This is a genomic window from Pseudoalteromonas sp. SK18, assembly GCF_001974855.1.
Classification (GTDB): domain Bacteria; phylum Pseudomonadota; class Gammaproteobacteria; order Enterobacterales; family Alteromonadaceae; genus Pseudoalteromonas.
The window spans coordinates 1-21,199 of record NZ_MTQB01000027.1 but is presented as its reverse complement, the minus strand read 5'-3'; the positions used below and the strand labels follow the sequence as shown (position 1 = coordinate 21,199).

At 40.0% G+C, this 21,199-nt stretch carries 16 protein-coding genes; 9 read left to right on the top strand and 7 right to left on the bottom strand.

Annotated elements, in window-relative coordinates:
• Window positions 1–14 precede the first annotated feature (14 nt).
• The 4 genes from BW139_RS15920 (at window position 15) to BW139_RS15900 (ending at window position 7,478) form a co-directional block, all read left to right on the top strand.
• On the top strand, window positions 15–977 hold the full coding sequence (locus BW139_RS15920) for a ParB N-terminal domain-containing protein (protein WP_008110833.1): 963 nt from the start codon (window positions 15–17) through the stop codon (window positions 975–977).
• A gap of 415 nt (window positions 978–1,392) precedes the next feature.
• Window positions 1,393–4,539, top strand: coding sequence for a DEAD/DEAH box helicase (locus tag BW139_RS15915; RefSeq protein WP_076920309.1), 3,147 nt, complete (start codon window positions 1,393–1,395; stop codon window positions 4,537–4,539).
• Window positions 4,540–5,106: 567 nt separating this feature from the next.
• Window positions 5,107–6,576: a DNA recombination protein RmuC gene (gene rmuC / locus BW139_RS15905; RefSeq protein ID WP_076920307.1), complete on the top strand. Its 1,470-nt coding sequence runs from the start codon at window positions 5,107–5,109 to the stop codon at window positions 6,574–6,576.
• 104 nt (window positions 6,577–6,680) lie between these two features.
• Window positions 6,681–7,478, top strand: a complete 798-nt coding sequence (locus BW139_RS15900; protein WP_076920306.1) for a class III extradiol ring-cleavage dioxygenase — start codon at window positions 6,681–6,683, stop codon at window positions 7,476–7,478.
• A gap of 75 nt (window positions 7,479–7,553) precedes the next feature.
• Here the strand turns inward: BW139_RS15900 and BW139_RS15895 are convergent, their stop codons facing one another.
• Window positions 7,554–8,450, bottom strand: a complete 897-nt coding sequence (locus BW139_RS15895; RefSeq protein WP_139336343.1) for an MBL fold metallo-hydrolase — start codon at window positions 8,448–8,450, stop codon at window positions 7,554–7,556.
• 71 nt (window positions 8,451–8,521) lie between these two features.
• Between BW139_RS15895 and BW139_RS15890 the strand changes: the two genes are divergently transcribed.
• Together BW139_RS15890 and BW139_RS15885 are read left to right on the top strand one after the other, a co-directional pair.
• Entirely contained in the window at window positions 8,522–9,409 is an 888-nt protein-coding gene (locus BW139_RS15890; RefSeq protein WP_076920305.1) for a LysR family transcriptional regulator, read from the top strand.
• 134 nt (window positions 9,410–9,543) lie between these two features.
• Window positions 9,544–11,874 (top strand): S9 family peptidase, encoded by a 2,331-nt coding sequence (locus BW139_RS15885; protein WP_076920304.1) that lies wholly within the window; start codon window positions 9,544–9,546, stop codon window positions 11,872–11,874.
• A gap of 168 nt (window positions 11,875–12,042) precedes the next feature.
• On the opposite strand, the gene BW139_RS15880 is transcribed toward BW139_RS15885, so the two are convergent.
• The 4 genes from BW139_RS15880 to BW139_RS15865 form a co-directional block, all read right to left on the bottom strand.
• Window positions 12,043–13,017: a carboxylesterase gene (locus BW139_RS15880; RefSeq protein ID WP_076920303.1), complete on the bottom strand. Its 975-nt coding sequence runs from the start codon at window positions 13,015–13,017 to the stop codon at window positions 12,043–12,045.
• Between the two features lie 441 nt (window positions 13,018–13,458).
• Window positions 13,459–14,727 (bottom strand): HipA domain-containing protein, encoded by a 1,269-nt coding sequence (locus BW139_RS15875; protein ID WP_076920302.1) that lies wholly within the window; start codon window positions 14,725–14,727, stop codon window positions 13,459–13,461.
• Complete coding sequence (locus BW139_RS15870; RefSeq protein WP_076920301.1) at window positions 14,720–15,007, bottom strand: helix-turn-helix domain-containing protein; 288 nt, start codon at window positions 15,005–15,007, stop codon at window positions 14,720–14,722. Before BW139_RS15870 ends, BW139_RS15875 begins: the two co-directional genes overlap by 8 nt.
• Before the next feature lie 446 nt (window positions 15,008–15,453).
• Window positions 15,454–15,765: a hypothetical protein gene (locus BW139_RS15865; protein ID WP_076920300.1), complete on the bottom strand. Its 312-nt coding sequence runs from the start codon at window positions 15,763–15,765 to the stop codon at window positions 15,454–15,456.
• Window positions 15,766–15,874: 109 nt separating this feature from the next.
• On the opposite strand from BW139_RS15865, the gene nhaR reads away from it, so the two are divergent.
• The gene (nhaR, locus tag BW139_RS15860) at window positions 15,875–16,768 is read left to right on the top strand and encodes a transcriptional activator NhaR (RefSeq protein WP_076920299.1); all 894 of its coding nucleotides are present in this window, start codon (window positions 15,875–15,877) and stop codon (window positions 16,766–16,768) included.
• A gap of 163 nt (window positions 16,769–16,931) precedes the next feature.
• On the opposite strand, the gene BW139_RS15855 is transcribed toward nhaR, so the two are convergent.
• The gene (locus BW139_RS15855) at window positions 16,932–17,741 is read right to left on the bottom strand and encodes a sulfite exporter TauE/SafE family protein (protein ID WP_076920298.1); all 810 of its coding nucleotides are present in this window, start codon (window positions 17,739–17,741) and stop codon (window positions 16,932–16,934) included.
• A 444-nt stretch (window positions 17,742–18,185) separates the two neighbouring features.
• Here BW139_RS15855 and BW139_RS15850 point away from each other — a divergent pair, with 444 nt between their 5' ends.
• A complete protein-coding gene (locus BW139_RS15850; protein ID WP_008110817.1) occupies window positions 18,186–19,160 on the top strand; it encodes a DUF1852 domain-containing protein in 975 nt (324 codons plus the stop codon).
• A 31-nt stretch (window positions 19,161–19,191) separates the two neighbouring features.
• Window positions 19,192–20,232, top strand: a complete 1,041-nt coding sequence (locus tag BW139_RS15845; protein WP_058553254.1) for a methionine synthase — start codon at window positions 19,192–19,194, stop codon at window positions 20,230–20,232.
• A 309-nt stretch (window positions 20,233–20,541) separates the two neighbouring features.
• On the opposite strand, the gene BW139_RS15840 is transcribed toward BW139_RS15845, so the two are convergent.
• Window positions 20,542–21,063: a hypothetical protein gene (locus BW139_RS15840; RefSeq protein ID WP_076920297.1), complete on the bottom strand. Its 522-nt coding sequence runs from the start codon at window positions 21,061–21,063 to the stop codon at window positions 20,542–20,544.
• Window positions 21,064–21,199: the final 136 nt, after the last annotated feature.

Below are 21,199 nucleotides of genomic sequence, written 5' to 3'. Positions count from 1 at the left end.
GATGTTGACTAAAAATGGCTAAAAAACGTAAAAATGACACCCGCTTAGATCCCTTTGCAACCGCTGTTGGCAGTAGCAGCTTAGACGCTCTTTTAGAGCAAGCCAATGCTGGCGATGTTATTCGTATGCCTGCTCCAAGCGATCCTAACCGCGAAATCACCTTAGTGTGTAAAGTGATTGCACATAACGAGATTGAAAAATCGACTCAGGTTTATGGCAAAAATCGCCGTGTACAAGCGCTTTTAAACGAAAAGTCGGTATCCGATATACTTCCTGCAATTAAAGAAGATGGTCGCAATCAGCACCCTGCCCTACTTTGGGATCAAGGTGATATGAGCCTCGTTCTTGCAGGTTCAAGACGTCGTAAAGCCTGTATTTTGGCTGGTGCAGACTATCTTGTTTTGAGTTCTAGTGATTTTACTGATCAAGATGCCAAAGTGTTAGCGGTTTCTTCCGATCAATACATTGCCCCTAGTCTATGGGAGTTAGGCCAAGCGTATCAGCAAACTCGAGATGAGCTCATTCAACAAGGCAAAAAAGGTTCGTACCGCGAAATTGCCGTTATTGAAGGGGTATCGCACACCGCGATTGCTGATGCTATCAAAGCGTATGAGCAAATATCTGCCGATGTTATAGCCCTTTACCCAACTGCTAATCATGTAGGGAGAGAAGTCGCTAAAAAGCTGATTAACGCAAAGGAGCGAGACGAGGCTGCATTTAACGAGTTAGTTGTTGCACTTGCCAGCAATGATGAAGTTAACGCCTTAGAAGCCGACGACAAGCGCGCTATGTTGATCACTAAATATTTAACCGCAGAGCCTAAAACAGCATTAAAGCGTGAGGCTGTGCTTGAAAACGACTTTATTAGTGTGCAACGCAACCTTAAAAGTGGTGACGTTTCAATAAAAATTAATAATAAAGTGATGACAGACAAGCGCTTAGAGCAACTTACTAAACTATTAAGTGCCTTTAATTAGTTAGTAATATCGTGATCTGTAAAGGGGCTAGGTTAGTTAAATCGTGATCTAGCCCCTTTAATTAGTTAGTAAAAACCTGATCTATCAAGCCATAAAAAAGCAAATAAAGCCCGATAAACCACCAAAGATCGTATTTTTACTAACTAAATCTGTTCTAGTTGATTAATTTACTACCTTGTTAGTAAAAACCTGATCTATACCTCACTAAATCCCCCTTATAAAGTTAATTGATTGTTTTTATTTTGTAATTTAAATGTGCTTTTTTAGTGGGCAAAATTAAACAGTCGCTATAAACCATTTTTTTACTAACCAATCAGATCCAACCAGTCTATTTTAAAAATAATATTGCTTTAGCTCAGCGCTGATAAGGCATATACTGGAAAAATTGTTTTTAAATTTTAATACTTTGAGTAACATGTCTGCTAACTTATCAAAAAATGATTTAATGGCTATTTTTGAAGAAATTAAAAATGAGCAGGCTACCCAGTTTCCTCTTTCTGAGCGATTCATAAAAAAATTGTTTAAACCCACGGTGTTAGCCAAAGGAAAGTCTTACTACAAGAATGGTCAAATCACCTGGTTAGAACATAATGCCGATTTTTCTGTGGTAGATTCTACGGTACAAGGTGATAAGGGCATCGCCTTTAACCAACGAATTGAGATCAGCAAATTACCAACTGGTTATTCGGTCGATACCCATTGTACCTGTAATGTTAAAACCAAATGCCGCCATTTGGCTGCAATTTTGTTAAAACTAAAAATTGAACATTCAGGTGAATACGGCGAAGACTATTTTATAAATGATTGGTTTAGCGAACTCAGTGCGCTTAAAAACACCGATCAAGCTCAACCATCGCAAGTGTTACTGTTTGTATTAGACATAGAAAACAACAAAGTATTCTTAACGCCTAAAATTGCCAACTACGATAAAAATAATAACTATGCACTAGGTCGCAATTTAACCGAACAACAGCTTAATAGCTTTGTAACCCCTAGCGACTTACTAGAAAGTGACTTTAGATTATATAGCTGGATCCGCTCGCAAAATGCGGTGGGTAATATTGAGCTTAAAGGACAATGGGGTTTTAACGCGTTACAGCAATTATTAGGCACAGAACGATTATTTTTACAGCGTTCGCGAGTACCTATAAAAGCGCAACCCGGCTTACCGCTGAACTTTGTTTGGGAAAAACAAAAAGAAGTTACTCAGTTAAAAATTCATCTTGATCAAATTCCTAATTGGGCGTTAATTAAAACCACACCACCTATCTATTTAGATTTAGATAAATATAAGTTAGGGCGTATTCGCACGCCGCTCAGTGCTGATGAAATAGCGCATCTACAAACCATACCTGCACTGCACGATACTAACTTTGACCGAATTTATAAGCAGCTTGCTGATAATTTTGGCGCCGGTGTTATTCCGCACCCAACTAATGCACCTAGTAGCCCTGTAAAGTCGTTAAGTAATGCCGTGCTTAAAGTTAGCATGTCGGGCTCAGTTATGGCTATTTCGTTATCGTTTAAGTATAAAAATAAAAATTACTTAGCAGGTACGGCGCCTGAAAAACTTATAAATAGTGCATTCGAAAACACCGTTACTAATGAGCTGGTTAATTTGGGCTTTGATTTTTGTAAAGGGGGTTTACACAGTGAGTTTATTTTTAGTCAGGAATCGGCTATTCATTTACACTGGTTAGCGCATGAGGTGTTACCAAGCTTTAAGCAACGTGGCTGGCAAGTATCAATGAGTAAGGTGAATGTTGCCGATGCTAAAAGCAAAATCTCTCTGCATGTAAACAGAGCCGCTGGGCATCAAATGCATAGCAAAGTAGTGCTAAACGACACCAAAGTGGCCACCTTATTTAATGTAAATAATAAACTGTATGAATCGTTAAATCGTCAAAGTGAATTGTTTTATTATTACCCTATTGGTCGTCAATTTGGAGTTATAGATAAAGCCGCGTTTAATTTATTAATTGAATTTAAATTGCGATTTGAGTTTATTAAAACGCGCGACGAATTTAATATTCCGCTTTCATACTTACCTGAATTAGTTCAGCACACAGCCATTAATGTAGAGTTACACGACCCATCATTAGAGCGTTACCTTGATGAACTAAATAACGATTCGCTGTTATCGCCCAATATTGCCATTCATGGCTTACACGATTCTGTGGTACTAAGAGAATACCAACAAGAAGGCGTGGCTTGGCTTAACTTTTTAAAGCGTAATCAGTTAGGTGGTATTTTAGCGGACGATATGGGCTTGGGTAAAACCTTGCAGGTGATTGCCTATTTAGCCAGTTCTTATAATACTCCGCAAGCGGGGCCTACACTTATTGTATGTCCAACAAGCTTAGTAAGTAATTGGCAAAACGAAATTAACAAGTTTGCTAAAAGCTTAAAAGTGACCACTATTTTTGGTGCGCACCGTAATGATGCGTTAAAACATTTGGCGCAAGCACAGTGTATATTAACCACCTATCCGTTATTAAAACGTGACATTGCTTATTATTCGCCCCTGTATTTTGAAAACATCATTCTTGATGAAGCTCAGTATATTAAAAATGATACGGCACAGGTATCGCGGTTAGTTAAACGTTTGAATGCCGACTTTAAGCTTTGCTTAAGCGGTACCCCAATTGAGAACAATTTATTTGAATTAAAGTCGTTACTCGATTTTGCTATGCCTTCGCTATTAGGTTCTCAGGCGCACTTTAAGCAGCACTTTCAAGGTCCTATTGAGCGCGAAAGTAACATTGAACGTGCAGAGCAACTAAAAGCGTTAATTATGCCGTTTATTTTGCGCCGGACTAAAGCCCAAGTGGCTCAAGAACTGCCGCAAAAAACGGAGCTTGTTAAAGAGTTTGAGTTTGAGCCTAAACAAAAAGACATGTACCAAGGCATAACTCACGCGCTTGAAGAAAAACTCATTGATTTATTTGCCGAACAAGGCGTACAAAAAAGTAAACTCGCTTTTTTAGAGGCACTATTAAAACTTCGCCAAATTTGTTGTCACCCTAAGCTGATTGAGCCAGAAACCGACGCAGCCAGTGCTAAGTTAGAATGGTTATCAAGCCATTTACCTTTAATGCTTAGCCTTGGTCGTAAAGTGATTATATTTAGCCAGTTTACCTCTGCGCTTGATTTAATTGCCGAGCGCTTAAATACACTTAATATTAAATTTAGCATGTTAACTGGGCAAACACGTCATCGCGATAAAGTGATAGACGAGTTCACTAGTGGCACTACTTCGGTATTTTTAATTAGCTTAAAAGCAGGTGGCACAGGGCTTAATTTAACCCAAGCCGATACCGTTATTCATTTTGATCCGTGGTGGAATCCAGCCGTTGAAAAGCAAGCCACCGATCGTGCTTATCGTATTGGCCAAACCAATCCGGTGTTTGTGTATAAATTGATTATGGCTAACTCTATTGAACAAAAGGTGTTTCAAATGCAGCAAGATAAACAAGCGCTTGTAGATGCATTATTTACTGAAAAATCAATGAGTTTTACCCAGTTCGATGAACAACAAATGTTGTCTTTAATTAAAAGTTAAAAATTAATAATAATTTTTTGAACTTATTTAAATTGCGAGCGTCTATTAATACAGCTTGGTAAAATTGCAGTTTCTCCAAGCTTTCATGTTGATATCCCATATAGTAGTTACTAGTCATAGTAATGATTGAGCCAGCCTGTTTAGCGCTGGCTTTTTTTTGCCTGTTCATTTTATTTAAATATTTTTGAACTAATCAATAATGGCTGGGTCTATTAATATGCTTGTAGTTGAAATGTTGTTATACAAGTTTCATGTTGATTTCCCTGTTTGATTACTAAATTAGTAATAATGAGCCAGCTTTTATAGCTGGCTTTTTTTATGCTTTAAATTCAATTTTTTAAAATTATTTTGAACTAATTTAATCAGAGTGCGTCTACTATTATGCTTGTAGTGATGTGTTGTTATACAAGTTTCATGTTGATTTCCCTGTTTGATTACTGATTAAGTAATATTGAGCCAGCTTTAATAGCTGGCTTTTTTTATGCGCTTAATTTAGTGCGTTACCCCTACTGCTAAAGAGCGTTATTCGTTATGATGGCATGTCACTAAATTTTAAAAGTTTATTTTATGTTTACTTCGTTTTTATCCCATTTAGATTGGTTAAGTGTAAGTGCTGGCGCTATAACAAGCATGGCTATTTGTGGTGTTGTATCAATGCAATTAAGCAAAAAAATAAAGCGCCAAGTAAATGAGCAACAACAACAGTTAATGTTATTACAAAGCCAGCATGAGCAAACACAAAGCCAATATGCCGCGTTGGTTGAAGAGCACGATTTATTAGGGCTTACTCATCAAGAGCAACGGGATCAGTCGCAGCACTTTAAAACCCGTTTAACCGAGCAAGAAAAACAAAGCCAACTTTATAATCAATATTGGCGTAAAGCCGAAGCCGAGCTTACCGCCCTGCGAGAGCAATACAACCTGCGCGATGTAGAGCTAAATAATATACGCACTACTCTTGAGCAAAAGCAGCAACATTTCAGCGAGCAACTCGCTCACATAGAGCAAAGTAAAGAAACGCTTAAAAAAGAATTTGAAAATTTAGCTAACCAAATATTAGAAGAAAAGTCGCAAAAATTTAAAACCCTTAATCAAGAAAGCATAGAGCAGTTACTCAAGCCGGTTCAAGGTGAGCTAAAAGGCTTTAGAGATAAAATGGAGTCGATTCACGTTGAAGACTTACAACAACGTGCTGCACTTAAAACGGAGCTGCTTCATTTACAAGCTAAAAGCCAAGCCATAACCGAACAGGCAGATAAGCTCAGTAATGCCCTACAGGGGCAAAAGAAAACCCAAGGTAACTGGGGCGAACTCATGCTAGAAAACGTGCTTGATAGCGCAGGCCTGCGCGCTGGCACCGATTACAAGCGAGAAGTGTCGTTTAATACCGAAGACGGCCGTTTGCGCCCTGATGTAGTGGTGTACTTACCCCAAGGACGCCACTTAGTGATTGATGCAAAAACATCGTTAAATGCCTATACCCGTTATGTAAATGCCGAAACAGAGCTGGAATCTCAACAAGCGATTAAAGAGCATGTAAATGCCGTAACTGCCCGTATTAATGAGCTAGCTAGTAAGTCGTATGACCGTTTACCAGGAATAAACTCACCGGAAGTTGTTGTGATGTTTGTACCCATAGAATCCGCCTTTGTAGAAGCACTCAAATACCAAAGCGACATTTACCAGCAAGCAATCGAAAAAAACATTTTGGTTGCTACCCCTACTACCCTGCTAACCAGTTTAAATATTGTTAAGCAGTTATGGCGCTTTGAAGAGCAAACTAAATATTCAAAAGAGCTGGCTAATCGTGCTGAGCGTTTTTACAGTAAGCTCAACGGTTTTTTAACCAGTATGGAAGGCGTGGGTAAACAGCTCGATAAAGCCAAAGAAACCTACGATAAAGCATTTTCTCAGTTATACCGGGGTAAAGGTAACTTAATTAAACAAGCCTCAGAATTTAAAGAGCTGGGTGTATCGGTGCAAAAAGAATTACCTCAAGAAAGCGTTGAACGTGCTCACTTAGAGCTAGATGAATAATCACCGCACATAATATTTGCGCACTGAGGTTGTGCGTTTATGTGGCTAGTTATTTACTAACGGCGCAGGCACTATAATAATACCTGTCCTTTAGGATTAATCACATGCAACGCCCAACCGTTTTTTTCATTTCACATGGTGGCGGCCCAATGCCATTATTAGGTAATGCCAACCATGCAGAAATGCGAGCCTGCTTAGAACAAGTTGCCGCTAAAATCCCAAAGCCTTCTGCTATCTTAATAGTCAGCGCGCATTGGGAAGCTCAACCAATTAGTATAACGGCGCACTCTTCACCGCCGCTTATTTACGATTACTATGGTTTTCCCAAGCAGGCGTACCAATTAACTTACCCTTGTGCTGGCCAGCCGCAACTTGCTAATTTAGTACAGCAGGCGCTCGCAACACATAATATTGACTCAAAACTCGATTCACAGCGTGGCTACGATCACGGTATGTTTGTACCGTTAAAAATTATGTACCCAGAGGCCGATATTCCTTGTGTGCAAATATCCTTGCACCCAAGCCTCGATCCGTTAATGCATGTTGAAATTGGTAAAGCGTTGCAAAGTATTGATTACGAGAACTTATTAATTATAGGCTCAGGCTTTACCTTCCATAATATGCGCGCTTTTGGTGTTACCCAATCAAGCGATGTTAATCAGCAAAATCAGGCATTTGAAAATTGGCTGGTAAGCACAGTCGCAGATCAAACATTAACCGAGCAACAGCGTGAACAGCAATTATTAGCATGGCAGCAAGCTCCAGCTGCACGCTTTAATCACCCCAGAGAAGAGCACTTGTTACCGCTACATGTATGCTATGGCGCTGCTATGTGTGCAAGCACTGAGGTATTTGAATTAAATATTGCCAATAAGCGAGCCAGTATGTATTTGTGGCAATAATAAAAAACACGCCAGACTTTGCTAGGCGTGTTTTTTGGTTCTACTGTATTTATTACAGTGGTTAAGCGTAAGCAATTACCATTTCATTTCGCCTTTATGAACTTTAGCGCCAATGCTAAGAGCCATAGGTAATACAGCCTCTGGGTATGAGTTGGTCATTTTATCTATCAGCAGCTTACTGCTATCACTACTTTGCTTAGCGTGTGCAAAATCCTTTAAATACTGGATTGAAAAATCAATATTTGCAGCATCTAATTGAGTGCCTGCTTTCATATGCCCAGGGATCACCACGTCAGGGTTGAGTGCTTTCATTTCATTAAGTTGCTTTGCCCATGCATTTTGCTCTGCTTGAGTTTGTGCATCGGCCATCCATAAATGAACATTAGCGTATACAGCCACATTTCCTAAAATAGCTTTGTTATCAGGTATCCATAAATAAGGACGATGATTATGCTCACCCTCTGTGCCACGAATTTCTATGCTGTGGCCTTCTATTTTTAAGCTATTACCATTAAATACCTTAGGAACAACGGGGTTTTTTGGTGCGTTCTCACCCATTTTGGGAGTCCAAAAAGCAAGTTTGCCTTTAAGCTTTGCTGCTATTTTTTGATGCACTGCGGACGTAGTAATAACCTCTGCTTCAGGAAAAAACTGCTGTAACACCTCAGCGCCAAAGTAGTAATCAGGATCGGCTTGGCTAATAAAAATAGTTTTTAGTTGTTTACCAGAGTCAATTACTTTGGCGGCAATGCGCAGTGCATCTGCTTTGGTAAATCCGGTATCAATTAAAATTGCATCGGTACGGCCATAAACCAGCGTGGCATTAACATGAAAGCTATTGCTGTCAGCGTTATACACATCAAGGGTTAATGGGGTTTCGTCTGCAATAGAGATATTACTGGCTAATAGTGTACTTAATAAAAGAGTGCGTAGGTTCATGGTATTCTCATCATTGGTTGTTAATGCGAGCATAATAAAGGTTTGATATGTTCAGAAAAACAACCAATAATTAGCATCATTGTTTCAAAAATCGTACAAATACTATGGATAAACTCACCGCAGCGCAGGTTTTTGTGGATGTTGCCTACTCAGGCAGTTTTACAGCAAGCGCAGAACGCCTTGAAATGTCACGCCCTATGGTTACTCGTCATATTGAGTCGGCAGAGGCTTGGTTAAATACGCGCTTATTGCATCGCACTACCCGTAAAGTAACGCTTACCACCGCCGGCGAGGCCTGTTTACCCGAAATAGAGCAATGGTTAGCACAGGCTAACCGTTTAGTTGAACAAACAAAAAGCCAGCAACAGTTGTCAGGTAAAATACGAGTAGCGACCAGTATGTCGTTAGGTTTTGCGCAATTAGCCCCTATATTTACACGCTTTATGAAACGTCATCCTAACGTGCAAATAGACATAGATCTTGAAGACTCAACCACAGATCTAATAGAGCAACGTGTTGATTTGGCAATACGTATTGCAGCCAATCCTGATCCTTCGTTAATAGGTAAACCTATTGCCGAGTGTGAATCTATATTAGTGGCCTCAGCCAGCTACCTTACTGATTATCCGCCAATAAAGACACCACAACAGTTAAGCACTCATCAGTGTTTAGGCTATAAAAATTTCGACCGATATATTTGGCATTTACACAACGGGGATGAGTTTCAATCTGTTGATGTTAAATGCAATTTAAGTGCAAACGAGGCCACCACATTACTTCATGCAGCCATAGCCGGTGGTGGTATTTCAGTACAGCCTACGTATTTGGCAAATCAATATATACTTGATGGTCGCTTGCAGCGTGTATTAGCGCCATGGACATTAAACCCAATGAAAATATATGTGCTTTACCCTTCTCGTCAGCATTTATCGGCAACAGTAAGAGCACTAATCGACACGCTCAGTGATGAATTTAAAAATCCAGCATGGTAATTAATTATAAAAGTTTGGGTTTAAACCATAGCTTTGTGCGTTAAGCATGCTGATATTGTGTAGGTTATTTTGTTACAGTAAATGTAATAAGCGCCTTAATCTATAAAGGTCAGCAGACCCAAGGAACAATAATAATGAATCTGATCAAAATATCGGGCTTGGCACTGGCCATTGTTGCGGGCTTAGGCTTGCAAGCATGTTCAAGTACCAGCATAACAACCAACAATAATGCAGCGATGAGCACCGTGAATAACCCATTAAGCCTAACGCAAATTTATAAAGATAAAGAATTTAAAACCCAGCGAAGCACTTACTTTAAGTGGCTAGACGATGGTACTGGCTACACTGTGCTTGAAGATCGCGAAAGCGAAAAAGAAGATGATAACAACGCCGATGACGAAAAAGAGCACGGCGTAAAAGGCAACGACATTGTATTTTACAATGCTGACGGCACAGGCCGTAAAGTATTGGTTGAGTTTGAAAAGCTGTTGCCAGAGGGCGCAGACGAGCCATTTGCAATCGAAAGCTATCAGTGGTCAAAAGACGGTAAATGGTTGATGGTATTTACCAACAGCGAGCAAGTTTGGCGTTCGCGCAGCAGAGGCGACTTTTGGTTACTTAACCTTGAGACAAACCAATTACAGCAATTAGGTGGTAAAGACGTTGAGCCAACTAAGTTAATGTTTGCTAAGTTCTCGCCAGATAGCTCAAAAGTGGCTTACGTACGCGACAACAATATTTATATGCAAGCGGTTGGTAGTAACGATGTAACTGCGCTCACAACCGATGGCAGTGCCACCATTGTTAACGGTAATTTTGATTGGGTATACGAAGAAGAGTTTACTATTGCCGATGGTTTTCGTTGGAGCCCCGACAACAAATCAATCGCCTATTGGCAGCTTGATACTAGTGACGTTAAATTTTTCACTATGATCAACAACACTGACGAACTGTACCCTACCCTAAAAGAATTCCCTTATCCTAAAGCCGGTGAAACCAACTCTGCCGTGCGTGTTGGTGTGGTAAGCCTTGCTGATAAACAAACCCGTTGGGCTGAGCTTGAAGGCGATAACCGCGACCGTTATATTCCGCGTATTAGCTGGGCAGGCACTGGTAATGAGTTAATGATCCAAGACTTAAACCGCCCACAAAGCCATAACAAAGTGTGGTTGTTTGATTGGCAAAAGCAGCAACTGACCAAGATTTTAGAAGACAAAGACGATGCGTTTATCGAATGGTTTTATAAAGCAAACTGGTCAAAAGACGGTGAGTTTTTTATTTGGCATAGCGAACGCGACGGTTGGCGTCATCTTTACCGTGTATCGCGCGATGGCAAAACTATTATCGACCTAACCCCAGGCGATTACGACATTATTGATATGCTTTCCATCAATGAAGACAAAAACGTAATGTATTTTATTGCCTCGCCAAACGATCCTGGTCAGCGTTATTTATACAGCACACCGCTTGATGGCAGCAGCAAACCGGTACGGGTCACACCTGCTGAGTTTGAGGGCTCAAACAGCTACTACATGTCAAAAGATGCCTCGTGGGCAATGCACACTTACTCTAAATTTGGTACGCCACCGACTAAAGAGATCATTAAAGTGGCAGATCATAGTAATGTAAAAACCTTAGTTGAAAATACAAAGCTTAAACAAAAGCTTGCTGAGCAAAGCTTACCAAAGCATGAGTTCTTTAAAGTAAACGCGCAAGATGGCACTGAGCTTGACGGCTACATTATGTTCCCAGAGAACATGGATAAAAGTAAAAAATACCCAATTGTGTTTTACGTATACGGCGAACCATGGGGCTCTACCGTGCAAGACCGCTGGGAAGGCAACAGTTACCTGTATAAATCACTGTTAACGCAAAAAGGCTTTATTGTAGCATCGGTTGATAACCGTGGTACACGTGCACCAAAAGGCCGCGATTGGCGTAAATCGATTTATAAAAAAATTGGCTCAATTACCGTGCAAGACCAAGTAGACGCCCTAGATGCTATGGCCAAACGTTGGGATGTAATAGACACAGACCGCGTTGGCGTATGGGGACACTCAGGAGGCGGTAGTTCAACTCTTAACTTATTGTTCCGCCATGGTGATAAATTTAAAGTAGGGATTGCCTCAGGACCCGTGCCGGACATTCGTTTGTACGACACCATTTACCAAGAGCGTTACGCGGGCAACCCAAACACCGATCCTGAGAGTTACGATAACACTTCCCCGATTACCTTTGCTAAAAACCTAACCGGTAAGCTATTGCTTATTCACGGTACGGGCGATGATAACGTGCATTATCAAGGCTCAGAACGCTTAATTGACGAACTCGTTAAGCACAACAAACAGTTTGAGTTTTTCTCATACCCTAATCGCTCACACAGCTTACGTGAAGGCAAAGGCACCACCTTGCATTACCATACTATGATGGCTGACTTTTTTGAAAAGCACTTATTAAACAAGTAATCGCTTTAAAAAATAAAATACTAAAGCCGTACACTAATTATTAGTATGCGGCTTTTTTAATCAAAGTGTAACGGGGGTTTACAAAGCGTAAGTTGGATAGAGTGCAACGAAACCCGACAATAATAAAAAATGACTTATACACTCAATGTCATCTAAAATAGCGAAGGCTCACCATGTTATTAGCCATTTTTCAATTTCGATAACATCATCACGATCAAACACCATTAAACTTGAATGAGAGCGAGCATTAAAAGTTATTTTTTTTACTAACTCATTTTGTATAGATGAAAAGTAAGCCGGGGGGGATAGAGAGTCAACATCTGAGTTAATTAACAATACAGGCTTTTTAGTCTCAGTTAATTTAGGCAATAAATTTGTTTCTTGAATGGTTACTCCTGCCTCAAACATTGCCTGGTTAACAATATTATCAATCTCGCTATGAAAAAAATGACTAAGCAAAGGCGATTTATAAGGTAAGTACTCCTTAGCTGCAACGTCAAAACTCATCATTGGGGCAAGTAAAATAGCAGCGTCAACATATTCTGATGATAATAAGTTACTTGCAGTAAGTGCTCCCATAGAATGGCCGACTACAACAGTCTGGTTATTTGTTTGATTTAAAAGTGATTCAGCAAGCAGTTCATTTAAAATGCCGTGCTCTTTTGCTGCAAATACAAATGCTTCAGTTGATTCACCATGGCCAAAAAGATCTGGAATAATAACGTTCATACCAATCGCTCTAAAATAGATAGCTGAGGCCATCATTGCTTCTTTACTGCCCCCATAGCCATGAAGTAATAAAGCAGTGCCTTTAAAACGATTAAATGTATCTGGTGTCATTCTGTGTGAAATTGTATTTTCTACATTATTACCAGTTGCATGAAGGTTGTAATAAACAGAACTCTCTTGCGAAAATTCGGCTGCTTGATAAGGTTCAGCAGTCAGATATGTAATGCATTGAGTGGTACTAAAAGAGCAAAATTTTTGTTTTTCAAAGCCAATGTCGCTAGGTTTTGCTTTTATAAACTGTGCTTCAGAAAGATAGATACCGGGGTTTGACATGACGTAACTGCCAATTGAAGTACAGCCAGACAAAGAAAATATATAAAGTGTAACTGCTAATAGTTTGGTGAAATTTTCCATTTTTGCTTCATTAGTTAAACTTGAACATCAACACTTTAATTAAGCAGATAACGTCCTATGAGGTGGAGGAGGTTTTAGCCGTTAGTTAGGCATTTTTTATTATTTCAAAGTACCTTAACAGTATCTTCTATCCACCTCAATTTTCTCGAGTAAATAAATCTGTTTGGCATTAGGTAGACACTTGCTTATTAATCAAAACCCAAATTTAGTGCTTTGTTACGACTTTGAGTTACTTTTTTATCTAAGTTTTATGGATTTAGGGGCTGAAATTTAACTCTCTTTTTTAATCAAAATTTAACGGGGGGGTCAAAGGTTTTGGTTGAAGTACAACAGCACCCAACACTAACTGTAGGAAGTCCATACTGAATGAAAAGTTATTTATCAAAACAGGCTAAAACTTTGTGTTTATGAGGAGCTTTCATTAACCCTCATTCCCTTGTTTTAACTCAGCCGCCCAATCATTTCTTTAACCACTAAAAACTGCACTTGTCTTAACATTCTTAATTCCGCTGCGCGTACATCCGCAGATGGCATATTCACAAGTTCTAGGTATAAGTTGCTAAATTCACTCTCTATATTATTTACAAAATAACTTAGTTGCTTTACTGCGGCAGAGTTTGGAATACCGAGCTCTTTTGCAAAAGCGATTACATCTGCTTTAGTAACATCACAAAAACGTTTTTTATCATTGATAGGAACGGATAATGCTTCTTCTAGAGGGTTACCACCTTCTGGAACATAAATAATGGTGCTTAATAAATCATAAAACGGTGTTATTTGCGCAGATCCGTTTTCGTAATAAAAGCTAATATTTTTTAAATGCGCATCCCCATTCCCGACTAATAAATTATAAATCACCCATTGATATAACTTGATGGCCGTTGCCGCTTTAGGCCGTACGTTATTGAGTATTTTTTGGTATGTTTCAACCGTTGATGCAGAATATTTGGAGTGCCTGCTATAACTTAATAACTGGCAACTATCTATAATATGCTTACGCTCTTGATCAGGATAACTTCCTATACGGTCAAAGCGCTCAACTAAATAGGCCGGCTCGGGCGTATAAATGAGTTCTACATTGGGTACATCCAACCCTAACCGTCCTGCTAGTTTCATCATAAACCATTCATTGCATGTCGTTTGCCAATATTGGTCTGGCTCAGAATGATCTGGTTTAAGTATATGAGTTGAAGGTGTGCCTTCATTTCCTTCAAATAATTCATCGCCGAGCTTAATAACTAGCATTTTATGCTGCGCGCCAGCAAGTGACATACGGCTACTTTGGCGGATATTTAAAGGTGCTCTGGGTAAGTTTTTAATTCGCCTAGATAGCTCGGCAAAAGGTAACGGTATTGCACTAGGGCTTGGAAAATCGACATGCTCTGGTAATAGCGTTAAAGCACCAGCAGACTCAATGCCGGATGCAGTAAGTAGAGCAAATGAATCCTCGTGATCCACTTTCACTTCTTTTGCCAATAACTCACGTGCATTTTCTTCTGGCAGTAAATTATCAAAAAACTGCTGCACAGGCCGCGTAGTACCAGAATCCAGAATCACTTGCTCTTGTAATGGAATGCTGGGAGTTATTGCAAATTTATTAGCTGAGTTAAGCCAATCTTGATCGTATTTAAATGACCAAAAACCGTTACTATCTTGTAATTGGCCCATGAGCTGTTTGCCAGCATAAACATTAAGTGATCTATTATTCATGCTCAGCCACCATGTTCTGGATTTGCATTAGTAATTTACTTTTAGCCTTTTCATCATGTTGAGGTACAACCACGTCTATTTTTACTTCTAAGCCTAAAGCTTCCATTAAATCAAACGCGCGGCCGATTGATAACGAACCTGTGCCATTTTCAAAGTCACTCACTGTATTAATACTAATACCGGAGAAATCTCCCGCAGTTTTTTGATCAAGCTTTTGGCTTTTCCTCACTATACTTGCCAATTTACCTAATTGTTTTGCTGACTTTATCGTGACTTCCATAACCCATCCAAAATTCACAGTGTTTTGTGAATAATAGTAAAAATAGTACAGGAAAGCTAATAATTCACAATATTTTGTGAATTATAGCGAAAGTTAACTCACTAAAGGATAAATTCACAGTATTTTGTGAATTATTAAACTAATAAACATGAACCTAATAAATTCACAATAACTATGAATTTAGGTAATTGAAAATTTAACTCTCTTTTTAATCAAAATGGTGCGGGGGTTTACAATTGAGGTCAAAGGTTAAAGGAACAAGGTCAAAGATTTTTAGTTACGGTAAGTTGGGTAGAGTGTAACGAAACCCAACAAAGAAAGGCGGCTTTGCTCAATAGCAATGCGCTAAAGGCTCAACAGGTAATAAGTGAATCGTTTATTACTAAACATGGCTGGCATTAGAGTCGTATAAAAAAAGTAGCATCCTTGCTACTACAAGTGCGATATTAAGAGCTTGGTTGCGAAGGTTGATACTTATTAATGAGAATGTGCTGCAAACTTTTAAGTGCCCGCTTTATCGCTTGCAGCATACTTCTTCCCTTTGTATTTACATTAATACTGGGTAGCCCAGGCAAAAGAATATTAATTTTGCATTGCTGCAAAGTGCCGTGGCGCTCACTCGAAAGATCATTTATTTGAATCTCTACTTTACGAATATTTAAAGCATGTTTTGCCAATTGGCTTTTTATCAACTTCAAAAGCGACATCTTTTCACTTGCGTTAATTATCTTGTTTTTAACTGTAAGTTTTAGCTTCATGCAATTACACCTTTTAATAGTAACTATGTTGCAGGCATGACAGTAATCTACTAACTTAGTAGCAAAGGAAAAAGCTGATTATTTCTTACTTTATAACAGGTATTTTCGAATGATTACCAACATTAACTACAATCACTTATATTATTTTTGGCAAGTAAGTAAGCACGGCAGTATTGCAGCGGCGAGTAAAATACTTAATTTAACGCCGCAAACGGTCAGCTCGCAAATTACTAACTTAGAGCAACGACTAGGAAAACCGCTATTTATTCGCCAAGGGCGGGGCCTACAGTTAACGGAGTTTGGCCATGTAACTCAGCAATACACCAATGATATGTTTGCTATTGCTCACGAATGGCTAGAAACCACGCAAGGTGATACCACGCAATACTCACGAACGTTAAAGGTCGGTATTTCAGACGTGTTGCCTAAATCACTGGTGTCGAAGTGGCTAGCGCCTTTAATTAATAACGACCGTATTACCAACTTGCACTGTATTGATGGCCAACAAGATGAGCTGCTGGCACAAATGGCGATTCATAAGATCGATTTAGTGTTAGCTGATAAACCACTCGATACTACCTTGTCATTTAAGGCGTTTTGTCATGAAATAGGCAAAAGCCAAATCGCTCTTTTTGGTAACGAAACATGGCATTCGCAATTACATAAGCAGTTTCCGCAGTCTTTAAACAACAAGCCTTTAGTGCTCCCCGCAAAAGAAAGCCCCGTCGCGCGTGCTATTTATTATTGGCTGCAAGAGCAACAGATTGAAATGACAATAGCAGGCCATGTTGACGACAGCGCATTAATGAAATCACTCGGTGAGCAAGGGTTTGGGATATTCCCTGCGCCTATTTTGGTAAAAGCCGAAGTGGAGCGCCATTACGGCGTAAATTACATTGGTACAATTGATAATGTTTATCAGCATTATTATGCCTTTACACCCGACAGGCTCATTAAAGACAGTATTTATGACGAATTTATAAAGCACGCGCAAATGACGTAGATTTTAGTTAATCGTTTTAAGATTGACGGGCGTCGGGGTGCGGGTTACGGGGGGGCTAAAAGCTATTATTTAACCTCGACGCGGGGTGAACCCGCTGCTACTAGTAGCTAATACGGTAGCAGCGGCTTTATGCCGCGTCTTTTTAAGGCTCATATAAATGCTCTTATCGAGTAAACATATTGATTGCCATTACAATTAATAAGCCGGCAAATATTTTCTTTATGGTTGAAACTGGCAAATAATGGGTGGCTTTAGCGCCGAGTGGTGCGGTAAACCATGAGGTGCATACAATACCCAATAAAGCGGGCAAATATACAAAGCCTGCAAATCCTTCTTTTAGGCTAAATAACTGGCTGCCTGAACTGATATAACCCATTGAACCAAACAGGGCTATCACAATGCCTGAGGCCGAGGCGCAGCCAATGGCTTTTTTCATATCGACAGAAAAAAACGTCAGTAACGGCACTAATACTGCCCCGCCGCCAATACCTATCATGGCAGACAAGCCACCGGTTATGGTCGTATAAACACTCAGCAACCCTTTGTTTGGTAACGGGCGCGCTATTGCTGAGTCATTCTTACCTGAAAAAATCATTTTTAATGCAATTAGCACCACGCTTACAGCAAATACCAAACGCACTACATGCTCGGGTAACAGCGCAGCTATAAAGCCACTAATAAGCGCACCAAAGGCAACGCCTGCCATAACCCAAGGTGCAATATTCCATGGTACATTGCCATTTTTATGATGCGCAATAGCCGACGAGGTCGAGGTAAATAAAATAGAGGCCAGTGAGGTCGCAATGGCAACCACCACTACTTGTTCAGGTGGCAAAGCATTAAAGTGCAGTAATATCATGCTGAGTATGGGCACAATCACCAGCCCGCCCCCTATCCCTAAAAGGCCTGCTAAAAAACCAACACCGCTACCTAATATGGCGCAGTATATAATTAACACTATTAAATCACTCATTCCTTTTGTCTCTTCTTATGTTGTGGAAAGTTCTGCGACGGCGAGCTGCTTAATAAAGCGCTTAAGCTCACCTAAGTTTATTCGAGTATATCAACAACCGTTTATGCAAATTGGACTTTAAGTACTTATGAGCATTGAATAATACTCACGTTTTGTATGAATAAATCACAACACCCGTAAAAACATCTAGAAATCTAGACTTCTAAAGTGGGTTTTGTCTGAGTGGGAGCGTCTACTAGCCTAATTTATCCATTCAACTTTGTTAAGAATGAATCTGGCTCATGTTTTACCTGAAATAATACCGTTTTTCTTCATGCTACATAGCGCGTATAAATTTATTAACTCTGCAAAGCACCATTACAGTTATCCCGTTAGTTTGGTTTTAACAGCGAGTAATGTGTCATTGATAAAAGCAGTAACAACTCAAATTGAAAGGATACGGCTATGAGCACTGATCTTACATTTACTATTAAAAGCACTAACTTGGATGAAAACTACCATCCGTCAAATAACACACGAATTACGACCAATTTCGCTAATTTAGCTAGGGGTGAAAGCCGCCAACAAAACCTGCGTAATACCCTAAAAATGATCAACAATCGTTTTAATGCACTGGCCAGTTGGGATAACCCACAAGGGGATCGTTACGAGATTGAGCTCGAGATCATTTCGGTTGATTTAGATATTACTAGCAGTGGCCAGGCATTTCCGTCAATTGAGGTATTAAAAACCAATATTATTGACCGTCAAACCAACGAGCGAATTGAGGGCATGGTGGGTAATAACTTTTCATCGTATGTGCGCGACTACGACTTTAGCGTGTTACTACTTGAGCATAACAAAAGCAAACCGCAATTTAGCATTCCCGATAACTTTGGTGACTTACACGGCAAGTTGTTTAAATGCTTTGTAAACTCAAATACCTATAAACAGCACTTTAAAAAGCCACCGGTTATTTGTTTAAGCGTGTCTGATAACAAAACCTATCAGCAAACCGAAAACTTACACCCTATTTTAGGCGTAGAGTATCAGCCTAATGAGTCGTCGTTAACAGAGCAATACTTTAAAAAAATGGGCTTACAAGTGCGCTACTTTATGCCACCTAATAGCGTTGCGCCGTTAGCGTTTTACTTTTTTGGTGACCTACTTAACGACTACAGCAACCTTGAACTAATTAGCACCATTAGCACCATGGAAACGTTTCAAAAAATTTATCGTCCAGAAATTTATAACGCCAACGCCGCCGCTGGTAGCCGTTATAAACCGAATTTAAAAAATGACGACCATTCGTTAACGCAAATTGTGTATGACCGCGCAGAGCGAGGTCAATTAGCGGTAGAGCAAGGTAAATTTACTGAGCAGCATTTTATTAAGCCTTATCAGTCAGTGCTGCAGCAGTTCTCGGCAAGTATCGCTTAATCACACAACAAAATTAAAGGCAGCATTTATTATGAAAAAACTATTACCTACATCATCAGCAGGCAGCTTGCCAAAACCGTCATGGCTTGCTGAGCCCGAAACCTTATGGTCACCGTGGAAATTACAAGGTAGTGAGCTGGTTGATGGCAAACACGACGCCCTGCGTATTTCCCTGCACGAGCAACAAACTGCAGGCGTAGATATAGTCAGCGATGGCGAACAAACTCGCCAGCACTTTGTAACCACCTTTATTGAACACTTAAATGGCGTTGATTTTGAAAACCGTAAAACAGTTAAAATTCGCGACCGTTACGACGCCAGCGTACCCACAGTGGTTGGCCCTGTGTCTCGCACTAAATCGGTATTTGTTGAAGACGCAAAGTTTTTACGCCAACAAACAAGCCAACCAATTAAATGGGCATTGCCAGGGCCAATGACCATGATCGACACCCTGTATGACGATCACTATAAAAGCCGTGAAAAACTAGCATGGGAATTTGCTAAAATACTCAACCAAGAAGCCAAAGAGTTAGAAGCCGCAGGGGTCGACATAATTCAATTTGATGAACCCGCTTTTAACGTGTTTTTTGACGAGGTAAACGACTGGGGCATAGCCTGCCTTGAGCGAGCTATAGAAGGGTTAAAATGCGAAACCGCCGTGCATATTTGCTACGGCTACGGCATTAAAGCCAACACCGATTGGAAGAAAACCCTTGGTACCGAGTGGCGACAATACGAAGAAGTATTTCCTAAGCTGCAAAAATCGAATATTGATATTATTTCGCTAGAATGCCAAAACTCACATGTACCTATAGAGCTACTCGAACTCGTACGCGGTAAAAAAATAATGGTGGGCGCAATCGATGTAGCCACTAATACTATAGAAACCCCTGAAGAGGTGGCCAAAACTCTACGCGAAGCACTTAAATATGTAGATGCCGACAAACTCTACCCCTGCACCAACTGCGGCATGGCCCCCCTGCCCCGCAATATTGCAAACGGTAAGCTCAACGCCCTAAGCAAAGGCGCAGAGTTAGTACGTAACGAACTATTAGCAGCAAATGTCGCTTAATTTTCAGTTATAGCTGCTGTAAAAAGCCACACCTTAGCACATGTTGAGGTGTGGCTTTTTTAATCAAAATGTAACGGGGGTTTACAGCTGAATTTAGAGGTAAAAGGTTAAAGATGAAAGGTTTTAAGTTAGTTGAAAATTAGTTGGGTTGAGTGCAATAAACCCAGCAAAAATAATTAAACCTAACCAAGCCGCTAGGTATTATTGATTTGAAAGTACCACATTTACAGAGAACGGCAACGCCTCAAGCAGCGGCGCGCGTTAGCGCGTCCAGCCCGAAGGGCGATGCTGCCTTGATTTGTTAGGTGATTACCCACGAGACACCCATTCTGAGACAATAGACTTTGCAAGCGTGAATTCTGGCAATTTTGTATTAGTGGCTATAATTCTCTCCGCCTCGGGTAATTCAGTATTTTTCAGTTTGCACCTATTGAAGTAGCTTTTAAGCTTTTGTTGATGTCGCTTGATAGGCCTATCAACTCCAGCTAAAACCCAATACACGATATTAACCAATGCAACTTCGTGCTTGTTTTCAAGCCTTAAAATATTCGCCATATCTTCATGGACGCTAGCGTCAAGCGCTAGAACTTGGTTAGCCGTAAAGCCTGATCGGTTAGCGTGCTGCATATAGAATGATTTTTGTTCTTGATAAAACCCCCAAGCCTTATCATATTGCATCTCTTTAACCGCAGCCTTAGCCTTATGACCGGCCTCAGCTGCTTTGCCAAGAAAATCATTTCTTTGAAAATCGGCCATTACCTCCTGAGCATAATTTTCAAACTCTAAGTCAGGCTTTGGTTTTTTCCTTTTGAATATGCTGAACAATCCCATTCGATCACCTAGACATAATGACTCCCACACGGTGTTAGCCTCCGCTTTTCGTGGGTTAGCTTAATTCAAAGCCAGAGCCATAATTAGTTTGTCAAATAACTAAACAGCAGAGGCTAACATGAACAAACATAGCATA